Annotated in this window: 16 protein-coding genes; 2 read left to right on the top strand and 14 right to left on the bottom strand. The window is 48.2% G+C overall.

The window, feature by feature from the left end:
• Positions 1-8: 8 nt before the first annotated feature.
• The 7 genes from PTQ21_RS11315 to PTQ21_RS11285 all read right to left on the bottom strand — a co-directional run bounded on the left by PTQ21_RS11315 (position 9) and on the right by PTQ21_RS11285 (position 8,032).
• A complete protein-coding gene (locus tag PTQ21_RS11315) occupies positions 9-1,820 on the bottom strand; it encodes a hypothetical protein (protein ID WP_269053600.1) in 1,812 nt (603 codons plus the stop codon).
• A gap of 183 nt (positions 1,821-2,003) precedes the next feature.
• The gene (locus tag PTQ21_RS11310) at positions 2,004-2,438 is read right to left on the bottom strand and encodes a phage tail assembly chaperone (protein WP_053783415.1); all 435 of its coding nucleotides are present in this window, start codon (positions 2,436-2,438) and stop codon (positions 2,004-2,006) included.
• A gap of 179 nt (positions 2,439-2,617) precedes the next feature.
• Positions 2,618-3,025 carry a phage tail tube protein gene (locus tag PTQ21_RS11305; RefSeq protein WP_163756289.1) on the bottom strand — a complete coding sequence of 136 codons (408 nt, stop codon included), beginning with the start codon at positions 3,023-3,025 and terminating at the stop codon, positions 2,618-2,620.
• A gap of 93 nt (positions 3,026-3,118) precedes the next feature.
• Positions 3,119-4,582 (bottom strand): phage tail sheath family protein, encoded by a 1,464-nt coding sequence (locus PTQ21_RS11300; RefSeq protein WP_274569908.1) that lies wholly within the window; start codon positions 4,580-4,582, stop codon positions 3,119-3,121.
• On the bottom strand, positions 4,582-4,782 hold the full coding sequence (locus PTQ21_RS11295; protein WP_274569906.1) for a YqzN/YkzM domain-containing protein: 201 nt from the start codon (positions 4,780-4,782) through the stop codon (positions 4,582-4,584). Before PTQ21_RS11295 ends, PTQ21_RS11300 begins: the two co-directional genes overlap by 1 nt.
• 188 nt (positions 4,783-4,970) lie before the next feature.
• Positions 4,971-5,921 carry a hypothetical protein gene (locus PTQ21_RS11290; protein WP_274569904.1) on the bottom strand — a complete coding sequence of 317 codons (951 nt, stop codon included), beginning with the start codon at positions 5,919-5,921 and terminating at the stop codon, positions 4,971-4,973.
• 290 nt (positions 5,922-6,211) lie between these two features.
• Positions 6,212-8,032 (bottom strand): DUF4127 family protein, encoded by a 1,821-nt coding sequence (locus PTQ21_RS11285; RefSeq protein ID WP_274569903.1) that lies wholly within the window; start codon positions 8,030-8,032, stop codon positions 6,212-6,214.
• A 391-nt stretch (positions 8,033-8,423) separates the two neighbouring features.
• On the opposite strand from PTQ21_RS11285, the gene PTQ21_RS11280 reads away from it, so the two are divergent.
• The gene (locus PTQ21_RS11280; protein ID WP_274569900.1) at positions 8,424-8,564 is read left to right on the top strand and encodes a hypothetical protein; all 141 of its coding nucleotides are present in this window, start codon (positions 8,424-8,426) and stop codon (positions 8,562-8,564) included.
• Positions 8,565-8,613: 49 nt separating this feature from the next.
• Positions 8,614-9,096, top strand: coding sequence for a hypothetical protein (locus tag PTQ21_RS11275; RefSeq protein WP_274569899.1), 483 nt, complete (start codon positions 8,614-8,616; stop codon positions 9,094-9,096).
• 55 nt (positions 9,097-9,151) lie between these two features.
• Here PTQ21_RS11275 and PTQ21_RS11270 read toward each other — a convergent pair whose 3' ends face one another.
• From PTQ21_RS11270 to PTQ21_RS11240, 7 genes are all read right to left on the bottom strand, one after another.
• Entirely contained in the window at positions 9,152-10,120 is a 969-nt protein-coding gene (locus PTQ21_RS11270; RefSeq protein ID WP_274569898.1) for a hypothetical protein, read from the bottom strand.
• Between the two features lie 129 nt (positions 10,121-10,249).
• Positions 10,250-10,885: a VOC family protein gene (locus tag PTQ21_RS11265; RefSeq protein WP_090807994.1), complete on the bottom strand. Its 636-nt coding sequence runs from the start codon at positions 10,883-10,885 to the stop codon at positions 10,250-10,252.
• Positions 10,882-11,352, bottom strand: a complete 471-nt coding sequence (locus PTQ21_RS11260) for a VOC family protein (RefSeq protein ID WP_090807991.1) — start codon at positions 11,350-11,352, stop codon at positions 10,882-10,884. Before PTQ21_RS11260 ends, PTQ21_RS11265 begins: the two co-directional genes overlap by 4 nt.
• An 18-nt stretch (positions 11,353-11,370) precedes the next feature.
• Complete coding sequence (locus PTQ21_RS11255; protein ID WP_274569897.1) at positions 11,371-11,946, bottom strand: NADPH-dependent FMN reductase; 576 nt, start codon at positions 11,944-11,946, stop codon at positions 11,371-11,373.
• A gap of 182 nt (positions 11,947-12,128) precedes the next feature.
• Entirely contained in the window at positions 12,129-12,851 is a 723-nt protein-coding gene (locus tag PTQ21_RS11250; protein WP_274569895.1) for a response regulator, read from the bottom strand.
• Positions 12,852-12,869: 18 nt separating this feature from the next.
• Complete coding sequence (locus tag PTQ21_RS11245) at positions 12,870-14,540, bottom strand: GAF domain-containing sensor histidine kinase (protein WP_269053591.1); 1,671 nt, start codon at positions 14,538-14,540, stop codon at positions 12,870-12,872.
• Positions 14,541-14,635: 95 nt separating this feature from the next.
• A complete protein-coding gene (locus PTQ21_RS11240; RefSeq protein WP_053783401.1) occupies positions 14,636-15,118 on the bottom strand; it encodes an ArpU family phage packaging/lysis transcriptional regulator in 483 nt (160 codons plus the stop codon).
• Positions 15,119-15,422 lie beyond the last annotated feature (304 nt).

Raw genomic sequence — 15,422 nt, 5'->3', positions numbered from 1 at the left:
CTTTCTGCTTAGGCCATAATGGTTTTGCGATTCTCCATCGCACGGCGCACTTCGCCTGCAAATCTCATTCCAACCTGATGTGAGATGGCATCGTAGTCGATAGCATTCTCCCGGACAGTCACCTGCACAGCTCCTTGTGGTACGTTTACGGAGATCTGGTTGGTCGTCTCAGTTTTGAAATCCTTCAGGTAACCGGACAGACTACTCATCTGGTCTTCGGATATTTGTACCGTCATCGTGGATGATTTGCCATTGGCATTTCCAGCAGTTTGCGCTCCGTTACCTAGACCCATGGCTTGGGACTGCATCACGCTTGTTCCCAAGAGAGCGGCTGTCGTAGATTGACCACCATTGCTGTTCGCATAAGCCATAGGACCAGTTGTTGTGAGCACAGATGGAATATAGGCAGGTGGCATTGACGGACCAGAGGGTACTGGTGTAGGATTAGCAACCGCCGTTGTTGCTGAGACGGTTTTTTCTTCTTTTTTGGAACCAAAGCTGAAGAAATTGGATATGCCACTTGCAATGTTCTTCGTTTTTTCAGAAACAAAATCGGCTGCAGTCGACAACGCTTTGCCTGCACCTTCCGTGGCATTGGACATGAAGTTTCCAATATCTTTCGCTTTGTCCCCAATCCAGCCTCCCGCCGAACTGCCAGCCCATCCACCTAAAGCTCCACCAATATACGTGCCGATTCCAGGTAAAATAAAACTGCCAATAGCACTACCAATCGCGGTACCAGCAGTCCCACCGATCATGGATCCAACAGCTCTCCCACGCTGCTCGGGAGAAGCAGTGGCAACATTCGCTACATCAGCAAGCATACTAATCGGTCCAAGCAGTTTACCCGCTCCCTTCGCAAGTCCCCCACTCAGTTTGCCGAACATACCATTACCCGAAAACATATTGGACATTGGCGAACCAGGCAAATTTGCGCTAAAGCCATGTCGATTCGGATTCAATTTTTGATCAAAGTCCATTTTCAGCTTTTTCTCTTCTGCATGAGGCATGTTGGTAATGATTTTTTTCGCACGATCGGAAGCAGACGTTTTTACAGTTCCAGGTGCACGTTCCTGGTAGGACCTAGAACCGCTCTTGTAAGGACCTTTTTTTCCGCCCTCTGTTGCGGCTACAGTTTTAGCATTGCCACCACCTGCATTTTTGGTTTTTCCACCTTTAGCCCGGCCTTTTGAAATCCTCCCTACAAGGCTTCCACCAGAGCAGCAGCAACATTGGGAAGTATTGCTTGAACTTGATTTCCCTTTGATTTTTTCATAGAAGAACTTAACACCACTCCCAAGCTTTCCGAGCAAGTCCGTTGCATTATTTAATGGATCAAGAAAATCATTACTTTTTTGTGCCATTTCCCGTATCCAACTTATTTCTTCTTCCTTTGGTGCGTTCTTTACCGTATTATTGTTGCTCCCAATGTTAAGTGACAGCGAAGGCCCGCTCGCAGGACTCATCTTCCCCATCGCCACTTCGACCTTCTGCTTCACCTCCACAGACACCGTCCCCGAAGCCTTCACCATCTGATTTCGGAAACTATTCAGTTTTACCAAAGCGCGATCCAATGCTGGACTGAGCTTATCAATCAACCCAATCGTCGGTGTAATTCGCAGCCTGCTGATTCGCACAGCCGTACTATAAATGCTCTCCAGCCTGCGCCCGGTTGTCCTCAGCTCATTGTTCACCTTGATTAGACTCTGATAGCGAACTCTGCCCAGTCGTTCCGTAGAACGCTGTATCTGATCCAGATATTGGATGGTCGTTCGCATTTCCGCGTTTGATTTGGACAAGCCCACAATCATTTCTGCCATTTCTTTCACCCCCTGTCCAATCTAGTTATCGATTCATTTGCTAGGTGATCGCTGCCATTTCCTCTTCGGAGAAAGCAATCAACAGCGAGCGCTCCCCGCGTGGCAAAGACCAGAATTCTCCGGGCCGTAGATGATGACGAACCCACATGTGGTACAGAAACGTGGTCATCCCGCCGGAGTGAATCAGTTTTTTAGGTCTTCAATCTCCACACCGAAGCCGGACAGCTCAAGTACCTTATCGCCTACGGCATCCAGTTCACCCGCGAGCAGCATGCGGCGAACCGCTTGTTCCCCACCGGACAGTTTCATGCGTCCAGTAATACGGTTATCTCCCCAACCGGACAATTCAAGGCCGCGAACATTCATTTTCACCGTTGCTTCAGAGATCAGCAGCGCGTTAAACGTTTCGGTATCCACCTTTTCCTCGGTGCGGCCTTTGACCGTTTTGCGAATCGTACAGCGTTCTCGGATCTGATCCACTTTGGAGGATGTCAATCCACGCAAGGTTAACAACAGATCCAAACGTTGAATGCGTACATTCTCTTCCGGCAAACGTTCTGCTGCTTCAAACAACTGATCCAAAATTTGTTCTTCGGACATATTTTCATTCATACTCATGGGGTGCGATCTCCTTCTCATTTCACAATTGGTTAAAATATCTCCATATTCAGGGACAACAAAGAGACCGAGAATTTCTCGGCCTGCCTGTGTATCCCACTTCTGTTAAGTCTCGTTGCCCGGCGCCTGATTAGACAAGTAGCTTACGAGGCCTTTCCGAAGTTTGAAGTCATTCCATTTTAATTCGCTACAATCGGGTTCAACAATTCAAATCCTTCAAATGTAAAACTTGTTTCCTCCGGCACTTCCTCGCCCGCTGTCCAATTGGCAAGCTGGATTTTGTCCACCATGCAACCCTTCAATAAGACACTTTCATGTCCGTAAGACTCTGGATCGTTCAGCTTGGAGATAATTTGGAACTTGGTAAAACCGCGCTGGATCATGTCCGAAGTGACTTTATAGCCTGTCATGGTACCTGTTCCTTTTTTCGCACCATTTTTGTGTACTTTCCAATCGTTGCCGACCAGATTCAGCTCACGCTTCTCAATTTCAACGCTGGCCTCCAGCTTATTAATATTCGTCTGCCACACACCATCGATATGCAGCTGACCATGGGTACCGAGAATGACTCTTGACGCATCCAACATGACAATTCCTCCTTGAAATTAGAAAATATCGTATATACCATCCGTTCAACGAACAGTAGTTTCTTTTAAAACCCATTCTCTTCTACACAAACCTTATTGCACGTAAAACGTTCCAAACAACTGCTCCATTACATCCGTCAGCTTCACATTCCATTGCAGGAATACCTGATCCGCCTCCGGCTTGAGAATGGGTGCAGCACCATAATACGCCGGGTCAAGAACGACATCGTATCCCTCAGCTTCAATGACATTGCTCTGTGCGAGCAGCGCCAGATAGGCTTTCATCGCACCGATCAGCGCCTGACGTCCTTCTTCCGTATTGTTTACTTTACCGATATACGTATCTTCAGCAGAGCGCTGCAAATCCGTATTAATTGCATCCATCACACGAATGGAACGGATTTTTTTCCAGGCATTATTCTGTCCTGCAGCAGGGGTCACGAGTGTATTCACTCCGCGAAGCGCCTTCACCTGACGTCCATCATGGAAGAAAATAAATACGCCATTCTGTACCGCCTGCTCCTGTTCTGCACGAGTCCAGCGACGCGTCACGTCATCGAACGGAGAAGGTGCGTATGTGGTGGATTCATTCAGACGTTGTCCTGCGATCAGACCCGCGACATAAGCAGACGTTTCCGCCGAGCTGTAGAATGCATCTCCCAAGCGCACACCCGTACCAACATTGATTACACCCTCATGATTCAATGTGAGTGAACGTGCCGCCGCCTTCTGTGCTGCAGTCGCAGAGGTATCGTCTGCCGTAGTACCACCGAATACAGCCATCACGGGTTTACCCTCATTGCGCACACGTTTCACCCAAGCTGCAAAGCTCGCCAGCAAAGGTGCATCCGCCGCATGATCCAGTGCCAAAACGTCAAATTGCTCACCTTCCAGCGCGCCCTGCACGGCGATATACTCCGCATTGGTCAGTCCATCGTTGCCACTTGCACCACCTTTGAACGCCGCTCCCGCAACGGTTGCAACAACACCTGTACCCTCGCCAATCGCCTGCGCGTTAATCCAAATGTTGCTTTCATCCGCGTTGATCTCTTTCGCCAGCGACGCTGCCGAAATATCCGCAGTCAGCAGTGCATACAGCATACGGTTGCCTTCAAACAAGCGCACTTCATGCTTCGTATTATCAATTACACCCGGTTGAATGGTGACATAGAACCCGTTACCTCGGTCACCCGGATACTTGGCGTCCAGTTGCAGAACGGCTGCATCACTGCTGTCTTTCAGCGTAAGCGTAGCTGCTTTCGCCGATTCTCCGGCTACCCGATAAGCGAGCAGCTTTTTCGGTCCTCCTAGCAGAGCGAGCTTCAAGGATGTATAGGCCGTCCCGTTATCCAGGGCATGCGCCGAGAAAACACGCTCAATTGCAGTTTCACTGCCGACTTCTACAAAAGTGCCCACCGGACCCCAGTTGGCCTTGATCGGCACAACAACCGTTCCGCGATTACCAGCCTGAATGGCCGAAGACGCCGCCGCCTGAAAATTCATATATAAGCCCGGAAGTACCGGACGATTCGTTTGCTCCCAAGTTCCGCCTGCCATTATCCCTTCACCTTCGCTTTCATAAATTGGTTGATGCGTTCCTTCGCTTCCTCAATGGAAAACGTCTCTTGCGCTGCTTCGTACAGCGCACCATACAGCACCTCTACCTTAACGGCAAAGAGGGCTTCGGCATGATTCATCAGCTCGGCCCGCGTGTATTGCGGGGCAGCCTGTTTATTTTTTTTCACTGAGCTTGCCATGACCATCTCACCTCATTGTTTGACTACTGAATTCGTTGAACCTGATTTTTGCACCATAATTTTGACCTATGAATTTTTGTCCCTATGAACCTACGAACATTGTCCCTATGATCCTATGAATTTGAAGCTAAAGTATGATATCGACTTTCTCATCTGGAACCCCATCAACAGTTCCTCTCGATTAACGCTTACTCTATCCCTTTGTTATGGTGAATCTCACGGATCAATGGCGCTTCTGTACCCGGACGGCGAATACGCTGCTGCAACGTTAGACGAATCTGTCCGTTCAAGTAAGCATCTGCCTGCAAGTCGGCTGAAACTTCGTCCACCGTCACATATCGCGTACCGTCTGTATCCGTCAAAGCAATCCGGGTCTGCACAGCCAGTTGTTCGACAAGATGTGTGACCGTTTGACGGACATCTGCTACATTTGCAGCCAGCACATGCCCGATCCATTGCTTACGAACCTCCAGCGCAGAAGTCCCTGCGGTGGTTGTACTGCATCCCGTCAATCGCCACAGTACGGACTTGGCCTTATAACCTCCAGGCCACACATCCCCATATACGGACCATTCCTGTCCGAGCTGAGTTCGTGTCCAACCACGAAGTGCATCCATCCACGAATCTGTGGTTTCAGCCTGAGCGTATTCCACCGTTTCCGGAACATACACCCCAAACCGTAGGCTGCGCGTAACCAGTCCAGAACTGGCGTCCACACGATCACCATCCGAAGAACCCAGATAAATACAGGTAAATGCCCCACCTTCTTTATCCTCCAGCCTGACCTGGTGTAGTCCTTCCATCAGCGCTGCTGACCAAGTCTCTACTTGTTCAGCACCTCCATCTTCGGGGGGGGCGTACGAAGAGATTTTGATAATCCTCCTATACCCCGCCCAAGCAGACTTCGGTACTTCTTCTGCAAAAGCAATCACGGCACAGGGTCCGGCTAACACCTCTCCCGGTGCAGGGATGTCCTTTACTCGGCCATTCCATGCCGGAACAAGAGCCTCCAGCTTCTGCTTCAGCGTATGCCTGATGACATTGCTCACTTGCCCTGTGTTGGCCGTGTTGTTTAACCCACTACTCATAGACACATTCATTTCGCCCCCTTCAGCTGCAAGTGTGCGATCTGCCCACATTGTGCAGCGACAATGCTGCAGCAGCGAATTCCCCCTTTAGTTCAACCTCTGCGTATCTACCGGCGCCAAAGCTGGACACCATTCACCGCAACAAAAAAGACCGGCCCCTTGTGGCCGATCTGTACATTAGCGTATGTGCTTTCGGTGTGTATCCTTGCTATTGATCCGATAATACAATCTTACACCCTTTCATCCCTAGCGCGGATGGTGATTCGTACGACTTAGGTGCGAATAAGGGTGCATCTGGGGTGGAAAAAAGACGACTCAGCGTGGCTCATGCCATTAACACCCTATTTCAGCGTAACTTTCGGATTCAACGTGATCTCAAACGCACGTCCCCAGATGAAATCGGGGTTCGCATAATCCAGCAGTGCACTGCAATACTCCGCATAAGCTGCTTCCCCATTACAGATTTGCTTTATCGCTACGTACCCTTGAGCAAATGCTGTTTTGTTCGCCAGTGCCGTGGTGTGGGTCTGCATCAGATCCCTGAGTAAAGTCTGCAAATGAGCATAATCTTCTTCTGAGTTAAACAACACCATATTCTGATCCGCTAGAGTTGCCACATTGGTATAGAGCGCATGTGCTCTGGAATACGTACGGATATCTGCAATTGCTACTGCTTTGTAGTAGTAATCTTTCAGGAAACGTTTGAACAACAATGACCCCTGTGCATTCATGGCATCTCGCAACGCATGGGTATGGGTTTCTGTTGTAATCAGAGCATAACGGGATTGTCCCATACCCACAGCCATACCGATTTTGTTCCCCGGCGTATTCCATGCACTGTAACCCAGAACCCGACCCGTATACGGACTGTTCAGGAGTGCTTCGGCTACATCGACGTTGGCTGGACCTTTTCCTACAAAATCAATCAGGACCGAAGGCAGCCCCTTCTCACTATTACTCGTCAATTGCGCCACAGCCGCCTGCACCTGATCCAGCGCCGTAATGGCAACAATCTCAATGTTCACCGGTTTTTTACCCGGTTTGCCTGGATGACGGTTCGTCATGCGATCCAACTCAGACGCCATATCAAACGAAGAAGCTTCATTCACAGATGTAGCATTCGTTAATTCATTTCCATTTTCCACATCGGGAGTTGTATCCGTTACAACCACACCACCAACAATATCCACATGACGCACCACATTCTCGTGCACATTCATATATTCATAGGCATTGATAATCGTGGAACCATGCGGGCCAAAATATTTCACTTCATAACGCGTCTTCTTCCCACCACGAAGCAGTTGGTTAGCCATACGTGCCACCAGCGCGTGACCCAGGCCATCCGCATCTGGAAGGATAATCGCCCGTTCGGGATTTTGTCCATCCGTCCCACCGAGCCATTCATTGATTCGTGCTTCCACATAATTGATCTCATTAATCTGAACGCCTTGCGTATTCGCATCGTCGACGCCTACGGCGAGGAAGTCGATATATCCTTTGCGAGCAAGCTTATCCAGAATGTACAGATTCGTTTTGAATTTATGTTGTCTGGCGTTGTAGTACTGTTCTTTATTAAAATACGTCGTTTCCCCATATTCCGTAGACTCTGGAGAAAGGTTGTACCCGTTCACAATATCCTCGAATGCCGTAAAGGACCGGCGTGGCTGCTGCATCAGTGCACGTGACTCGTTGTAGGCATCCAATGCGAGACCATCTGCAAATGAGGTGGTGGCGAGTCGCATAATGGTATCCATCACAAACACCGGTTTACATGGATATTTCTCTTTAATGGTTTTGATCACATCGAGCAAACGGGTGGTGTCCTGATCGTAATCAGGATATGTTCCGCCTCCATCTTCACGAAGCTGACGACTGCCGATCAGACCACCATAAGCCAGCATATCCGAAGAGATGATGAAGCCATCCACTTTAGCCGCATTTTTCAAAATGAAATTATGAATATTGGACGGTTTCCCATACGTAGGTGTAGACGTTCCAAGCAATGTGGTGCCTTCTACCGTTTTCTCGGAATCCAGACGATTTTGAATGTCACCCAGGTGCGGTGTAATGATATGGATACCGGCTGCTTTTCCTTGTACAACGACGTCATCCAGATTCGCTGGACGATCATCCAGTGGAACATACAATACTGTTTTCATATCCTAAAACCTCCTGTTAGATAAGTTGAACTAGAGATGTTACACCTTGTCACTGCGATTGCAGTACCATCTTCCGATCGCTCTTATCCCCAGATTTTCTTGATCCCTTAGTTCAAGGGTAAAATCCGGGGATAAAGGCCAGAGTATGCTTACGAAGTAGCTTTCTTGCAGAAAGCTTTTAACTTCGCTTCTTCAGATTGGTTCTGCACTCTCCGTTTTGGTGTAAAAATTAAATTCAACTTATAATGATATATTCAGTCTTTCTTTAGTACCCGATCAGAGCAAGTGTGCAATCACCGCATCAAAAAACCGGCCCCTGGCCGGCATGTACATTAGCGTATGTGCTTATCGGGATATGTCATTTGCTACTGATCCGATAATATAATCTTACATGTTTAAATCGGTCGCGCTGACGGTTGTCCGTATGGATTACGTCTATTTGTTGTCGCAATCATGGCGGTTAAACGTCGGTTTCTTGCAGAGACTTTTGCCGGATAACCCAACAAATCCATTCCTGATGCTGTTTATATGATAATAAGTAGCCTTTCAAACCTTATTTACGATAAAGGATGGATACGACCATGAAAAAAAAGCTCTGGTTCTATCTGTGGATCGCTATTACCAGTTATATGGCTGGCCCCGTTATGTACGCTTTGACAATGTACACCTTTTATCAGGAAACAGATGTTCTAACTACTTCACTCATTGGATGGACCGCTGCAACATTCTCATCCGTTGGTATCCTGTTTATCCTGGTCACAGTCATTCTGCTTCGAGTGCTGCACATCTATTATTTCTGGCTGCAAACCCTGCTATTTGAGTTACTTTTCCTTCTGCTCGTCTATATGACCATTGTTCTTCTTGGGGCTGGCAATACAGGTCTGCCCTCGCTGTCCTTTCCATTTACGCCTGAAGGCATTCCCTTATGGATGTTCTGGGTAAGTATTGCACTTATGAGTTCCTGGGGAATATGGACAGCGCGTCAGCCCATACGAAAATCACCATACATGCTGGCATCCAGAGTCATTTTGATCGTGTTTATCCTTGAAATATGGCTCCGTTAAAAAGATATAAAATAGCACAGCCATCTCAGGCTGTGCTCTCTTAAACGTATTTTGCTCACGCGATAATATAGCGGAAGTTTTCCCAGCTTTCCGGAACTGAATTTCCGTTTCTGGCATGATGGTAGAAGCTGAATGGAAATTTGAACAGATGACCTCCATGCCAATCGCGGGAACGTCTGTCGGTGAGCCAGTACTCCAGTTCATGTGGAAGTGCAACAGAGCGTTCTGCACGGATCAATGGCAGACGATCAACTGGAGATTGCAGTGTTGGCATCTCCTGGTCGGCATCCACATCCCGGCTCAATCGCAGCGCCTTGACCATCCTGAGAAAAGGTGGAACGCCTTTATGGAACAAAGCAGGGTAATCCAGTTCAAATAATATATTAAGCGCGTGCCCGTAGGTTAGCATGTGGCCGATCAGATCATGATGTGCTTCTGCCTGATAGATGGTACGAAATGCACCAAGCTCATCCAGAATCAGCCGGGACAATTGTTCCGGGCGTTCTATATCAGGGAATCCGTCTGCCTCACTTAACTTCAAGCTGCGAATTTCTTTCACCGTTGTGTTTACCCAGGATCTACCTGGAATGGTTCGTTCAAAAGAATCAATAAGTTCAACCATCTGATCCATGTCATGCTCCGTGCCCCAACCATCCAGTTCACGAATGGCTTTTAGACTTAGGGCACCATAGATGGCCTGATGACCCACCCAGTGTAGCTCTCCGATGGTTCGATCCAGCGCTGCTGTAATACGCGCTTCGGCCTCTTCCCTTGGCAAAACCTCTCCCTTCCGGGAGTTCAAGCCATCATTCAACCCGTGCTGGCGAAGCATGGCTTTCGCTTCAGCCGTAACACTGCCCGCCGCAAGGGCAGTGAGGCGATTTTCCCGCAACCAAAAATAAGCCGCAATAGCTCCCGCCCCATAATGGGCATGCCACAAATCTCCTGTACGCTCCCGACTGGACACAATAACAGCCAGCCCTTCTTCCAACAAACGTCGATCCAACATGCCACCACCCTTCATCGATGCGAATCCTGATATACACACGACCAGCAACAGTTTTTTAGCAAAACACTCTTTTTAAAGCGTTTACTTCTATAAGATGATTCAAATGGTGCACATATGACCGTTTTGCCTGCTGTTCCGCGCATTTTAGCCGATTCGAAGTCTCCCAACATCACGTATGGACACTTCCAGCGGATAGATGTTTGCTTTTTGCTCCGAAAAGAACCAGGTTCGCTCCTTCTTCACCACAATGAACAGACCGTTCACATCCCCTATAGGGGCAAAGGTATCACTTATCGCTCTCCATCGTTTCAATCCCATCTGCTCAAGTTCATCTACCGCAGAAAGCACATCTTCCGTGACAAGTCCCACCTCACACACCTGCAGTAGATCTTTCTCCGAAAAGGCGTGATCACTCTCGTTATGAACGGTATGATGAGCAATCAGCTCCAGAATGTTACCGACAGGATCTTCGAAATAGAGCGAATTCGAGTTCCAATTCGTTGAATAGGTCTCATCATCACCTTCATGCCTACTTAGACGGACACGTGCCGCTGCCCATGCCTTGGCCTCCTGAAAACGATTGGTTGGAATCATCCAGGCCAGGTGGTAAAACGGATTCTGGTCTGTTTCACTTCGCATGAATATCATTTTCGTTAAACCAATCTGTAGCGTGAAGGCATGCTCGGACTCTTCAGCCATGTTCAAACCCAGTGTGTTGATATAAAAGTGCTTAATGTCTTCCAATCGTGCTGTATATAATTTGACCTCTTCAAAAATCATGCTGTGTCCTCCTTCACCCGACCGTTCATCTTCTCCCACTCACTCCAAGGCACCATGCCAAGTTCCGGCTTCGCTTCATCCGGGAGCATCGATATGAATTCCAGAGAATGACCATCCGGATCGGTAAAATACACGGACACAGCCGGCATCCATCCAAATACATATAACTCGCCAATATCATCATCCTGAAAGTTATGCGTCTTGATCCCTTCATCCTCTAGGTAAGTGACAGCTTGCTTCATGTCCTCCAACGATACCTGAAAAGCAAAATGCTGTCGCTGCACCTCGGAAGGGTCCTTTTGCCACAGTCCGAGCATCGCGTTGCCTACACCGCCAATCCAGTAAAAGGAGTTTCCACGTTCCTTCTGCCCATAAGCATGCTGCAATCCAACAATCTGTTCATAAAAATGATGGGATCTCTCCAGATCCGTTACGTTCAGATGAGTCTCAAATATGCCTTTAATCATGATGAAAACCTCTTTCTCTTAACTCACGGACGGCTTCCGTACTGCAGTTAACGTCTCGGCAAGGTGTAAAAATGAACCAATCACGCGTTTGATCCGATCCTCAATGTCCTGACTGCCTTCAAATTCTTCGTATCCGTCAAACGTTGCTTCAAATCTTCTGCGCTGTGCACCACCAATGGAAATCCACTCCTGCGCGTTAATACCGTGCAAATTGCGAATAATCACCTGCAGCTGCAAAAGCGAGCTTACGCCTACCGCACCTCCTGCTGAGCTGATGGACAATACCGGTTTACCACTGAAATGAGCCTGACTCAGGTGATCCAATGCATTTTTGAGTACACCGCTGATGCTGCCATGATACTCTGGCGTAGACAGAATAATGGCATCTGCGGCGAGCATACGTGTGTTCAGGTCAGACAGATTCTGATCTTCATTCTGTTTTTCATCCGGTGCGTAGAATGGGAGCGGTGTCTGATATAAATCGAACAAGCTGGCTTCATGCCCCTGACCGCTGATTACCTCCACTGCATATTCCCCTAAACGTGTACTGGTTGCATTTTTCCGATTACTGCCTGCCAAAATGATAATATTCATCTATGTCACTCTCCTTCGATTTTATAAAAACATTCTTTCTCTTCGATTCAACTTTCTCTACTCTCATCTTACCTTGCTTCTACCTCGGAATCGTCGGCAGATAGACTTAACTTGCAGCACAAAAAAACTCAACCTTTGGGTTGAGTTTCTACAACTTTAGTCTGAGAATATGGGAAGATGGATCAGACGACCCAACCATTTCTTACGGCATGAAGCGCTGCTTGTGTCCGGTCTGCCAGTCCCAATTTGTCTAAAAGATGACTGACGTGGGTTTTCACTGTTTTCTCGGTAATGATTAACTTTATGGCGATCTCTTTATTACTCAATCCTTGTGCAATCAGCCCCAGAACCTCTCGTTCCCGGCGAGTAAGCATGTCCGGTCTATGAGAAGTTTCTTTTCCCAGCCCTATCCGCTCTTGCTCTGGAAGCCGAGTAGACGAATGGGGATTTGCACGCTCATGCGCTTCATTCATCGACAGTTCAGACGATGCCATCACATGCATTAATTGTCCTGCTGCTGCAGGATGAAGCTCTACCTGACCTGCATGCACATTACGAATGGCAACGGCAAGATCCTCTGGCTCAATATCTTTTAGCAGATATCCCTTCACTCCTGCGCGTACGGCCGGTACGACATGATCCTGATCGGAAAAGGACGTAAGTACGATGATACGGATTCCAGGCAAGATCGCACGAAGCCTTCTCGCCGTCTCGATCCCGTCAAGCACGGGCATATGCAGATCCATTAATACCACATCCGGATGCAGTTGTTCTGCTTGTTCCAGTGCTTCCTGTCCATTCGAGGCTTCTCCGACGACTTCCATATCTGGCTGAGTGGACAAAAAAACGTGTAACCCACGCCTCACCATTGCATGATCGTCCGCGAGTAAAATCGTAATCGGCATGTCTTCTTCCCCCTGATTTTATACAGATTCGGACGGAAGTGGAATGACGACCGTTACCGATGTTCCCTTACGGGATGAACTCACAAGTTCAAGTCTGCCGCCCAGTGACTGGGCCCGTTCCCTCATGATGGACAGACCAAGTGAACTGGCAGGCAAAGCCTCACGCTTTTTAGCCCCCCCTTTTCCTCGATCTGTAACGATTAATATCGCTTCCTGATCGCTTAGCTGGAGGGATATCTCAGCGGAAGGGACTCCCGCATGTTTACGCACATTATTGAGTGCTTCCTGTCCAATACGCCATAAGCCTTCCTCAATACTTTGAGGCAAGGAGCGCATACCCGTCCGATGTACAACGACCTGCAATCCCTGTCCTGTACCATATTCCTGCAATGCACTGAGCAGACCAGACTCCAAACCCGCCGGACGAAGCTGCATAATCAAGGCACGCATTTCCTTCAATGCTTCCTGCGACAAGGAACGTATATCCTTCATCGCATCCGCAGCCGGATGCAGCTGTAGTGATCCGGCTAACATGCTCTCTGCCCCTTTGGCTGTGAGAGACAGGGAGAACAAAATTTGGTTCACCGAATCATGCAAATCACGAGCCAAACGGTTTCGTTCCTCCAGTCGGGTCAATTCCCGCCGTTTGTATACCAGTCTCAGACTCTCCCACGAGGCTGTAATATGTTCAGCGAGTGCATCGAAAACCTCACGATCTGCCTGAAGGAAGCCATTGGCCGAGCCCAATCCAACCACCAGTACTGCCGTTTCGCCAGGAGAACTTAATGGGATGGGAGCAGCCAAGCCCGAAGCCAAAACAGACTTAGGGAGCCCGGTATTGCAGATGGCAGAAACATCTTGGATTTCCGTTGCCGACAATACCATAGCCCGATGAGAATCAATCACACGATGCATGCGAGTCTGCAACTCTGGAGAGAGTCCAGATATTGTCATCATTTCGGACCTGCCATGAGCATAAGCCGCCTGTACCATAAAACTTCCGTTTTTCTGGGATAACAGTGCGGCAAAAGGCCAATCGTAATGATGCCCAAGCAGCTTTACAACCATCTTGGCCATATCGTCTCCACTGCTGCAATCGTTGACCGTCACGCCCAGCGATCGGCTGAACTCCCCCAGCCTGACATACAGATCCGCTCGCCTTTGCTCTGCGCTATATAATCGCATCCGCTCCATTGCACTACCTATCTGATAAGCTACAGCCTGCAAAAGCGCCAGCTCACTATCACTGAAATGCTCTTTCCCGGGTGCAGCAACATTCAGCAGTCCCAGCATCTTTTCCCCCGAGCGGAGCGGAACCGTTGCATGATGGGTGATGTCATGGGTATCTCCCCATTGATGATCGACGGCATCCTCCAGGCGTTTGCAATTAATAATATTGACGGCATTATCCAATCTCCCGTCCCGGAAGCGATTCACGCACCAGCAAGACCCACAGCGCATCGGCTCCTTGTCATGATGCAGCAGAGCAGGAGGCAAACTGTAATCAGCAATACAGGAGTACTCTCCCTGATTATTGATCAGGAATACCCAGCCCGTAGTCAATCCCGTCAGTTCCAACAGTTTGCCGAGTACCGTATCCAGCATCAGATTCAGGTCGTTGGATGTGTTGAGCGTTTCCGCGATCGTCTTCAGTGTGTACATCTCCTGCATTCCGGCTTGTTCCGTCATGCGGATTCCTCTCCTTTGACTGATCCTTAATATTGTTTTCAATTATTGTATACAATCAGCGAAGGATATAAAAGGATGAACTTCTTGCTTCACCTCTAGCCCAGCTTCTGTCGCTCTTTGCGAGATGCAGATAAAGGCTCCATATTAATCAGACCCCGATCCGACAGAGCCAGCGCCATTTTATAGAAAGCACGTGTCCGAATCTTCGTATACGTATCCTTGCTGACAGGCGGGTCAAACACATGGTTATACACTTTATAGTCAAATACATCGTCATCCTTCAGATAACGTTCGCTGACAAGTACACGTTCCTTCTCGCTCAGTCGAGATACCACAAAATCAATCGTATCGCAGTACGCCTGACGTGCGCGCTGTACATCCACATTATAGATTGCCGTTCTGGCAGTGGAATCCCCGGTCACATTCGTTGCACCATGGAAACGCTCAGCGTAACTCGCCGTCACCATCACCTCTCGTTCTTCAAAAGCAATCGTTTTATAAATCCGGTATTTTTCCAGCGCGGCTTCAACAGCAGTCTGTGTTTTGCGTCGGTCCAATTCGGGCAGCATCAGTTCCATATTCATTCTCCTCCTTAAAGGGTCAGTTAAACTCGCATTCATCTCATCTTTGGTATTTTGTATTATTCGGTTCCAGTCGCTTACGGGTACAATAGTTAGACGAATAGAAGCTTTTCTATCTACCTATTGCTAATTTGAATCGCTTTTGGGATTAATACAAAATACTCCTTTTATTAGAGTTATCCAGTTCTCTCAAATAGTAACGGCATTTTTCTAAGTTTTTTCTGTTGCCTTTTGGAATCAGTTAAAGTCAGGTATGAAGCAGGAATAATTCATTTTCCTCATCATCCAACTTGTCTCAACT

Source organism: Paenibacillus marchantiae, assembly GCF_028771845.1.
Lineage (GTDB): Bacteria > Bacillota > Bacilli > Paenibacillales > Paenibacillaceae > Paenibacillus > Paenibacillus marchantiae.
Note: the sequence above shows the minus strand (reverse complement) of the source record. Positions and strands in the feature narration are given on the sequence as shown.

Excerpts from the sequence above, each read along its gene's own strand:
- PTQ21_RS11265 (WP_090807994.1), bottom strand. The coding sequence starts at position 10,885 with ATGATTTTTGAAGAGGTCAAATTATATACAGCACGATTGGAAGACATT.
- PTQ21_RS11290 (WP_274569904.1), bottom strand. The coding sequence starts at position 5,921 with ATGTGGGCAGATCGCACACTTGCAGCTGAAGGGGGCGAAATGAATGTG.
- PTQ21_RS11280 (WP_274569900.1), top strand. The coding sequence starts at position 8,424 with ATGTTTAAATCGGTCGCGCTGACGGTTGTCCGTATGGATTACGTCTAT.
- PTQ21_RS11255 (WP_274569897.1), bottom strand. The coding sequence starts at position 11,946 with ATGAATATTATCATTTTGGCAGGCAGTAATCGGAAAAATGCAACCAGT.
- PTQ21_RS11315 (WP_269053600.1), bottom strand. The coding sequence starts at position 1,820 with ATGGCAGAAATGATTGTGGGCTTGTCCAAATCAAACGCGGAAATGCGA.
- PTQ21_RS11250 (WP_274569895.1), bottom strand. The coding sequence starts at position 12,851 with ATGCCGATTACGATTTTACTCGCGGACGATCATGCAATGGTGAGGCGT.
- PTQ21_RS11285 (WP_274569903.1), bottom strand. The coding sequence starts at position 8,032 with ATGAAAACAGTATTGTATGTTCCACTGGATGATCGTCCAGCGAATCTG.
- PTQ21_RS11300 (WP_274569908.1), bottom strand. The coding sequence starts at position 4,582 with ATGGCAGGCGGAACTTGGGAGCAAACGAATCGTCCGGTACTTCCGGGC.
- PTQ21_RS11295 (WP_274569906.1), bottom strand. The coding sequence starts at position 4,782 with ATGGCAAGCTCAGTGAAAAAAAATAAACAGGCTGCCCCGCAATACACG.
- PTQ21_RS11240 (WP_053783401.1), bottom strand. The coding sequence starts at position 15,118 with ATGGAACTGATGCTGCCCGAATTGGACCGACGCAAAACACAGACTGCT.
- PTQ21_RS11245 (WP_269053591.1), bottom strand. The coding sequence starts at position 14,540 with ATGACGGAACAAGCCGGAATGCAGGAGATGTACACACTGAAGACGATC.
- PTQ21_RS11275 (WP_274569899.1), top strand. The coding sequence starts at position 8,614 with ATGAAAAAAAAGCTCTGGTTCTATCTGTGGATCGCTATTACCAGTTAT.
- PTQ21_RS11260 (WP_090807991.1), bottom strand. The coding sequence starts at position 11,352 with ATGATTAAAGGCATATTTGAGACTCATCTGAACGTAACGGATCTGGAG.
- PTQ21_RS11270 (WP_274569898.1), bottom strand. The coding sequence starts at position 10,120 with ATGAAGGGTGGTGGCATGTTGGATCGACGTTTGTTGGAAGAAGGGCTG.
- PTQ21_RS11305 (WP_163756289.1), bottom strand. The coding sequence starts at position 3,025 with ATGTTGGATGCGTCAAGAGTCATTCTCGGTACCCATGGTCAGCTGCAT.
- PTQ21_RS11310 (WP_053783415.1), bottom strand. The coding sequence starts at position 2,438 with ATGAGTATGAATGAAAATATGTCCGAAGAACAAATTTTGGATCAGTTG.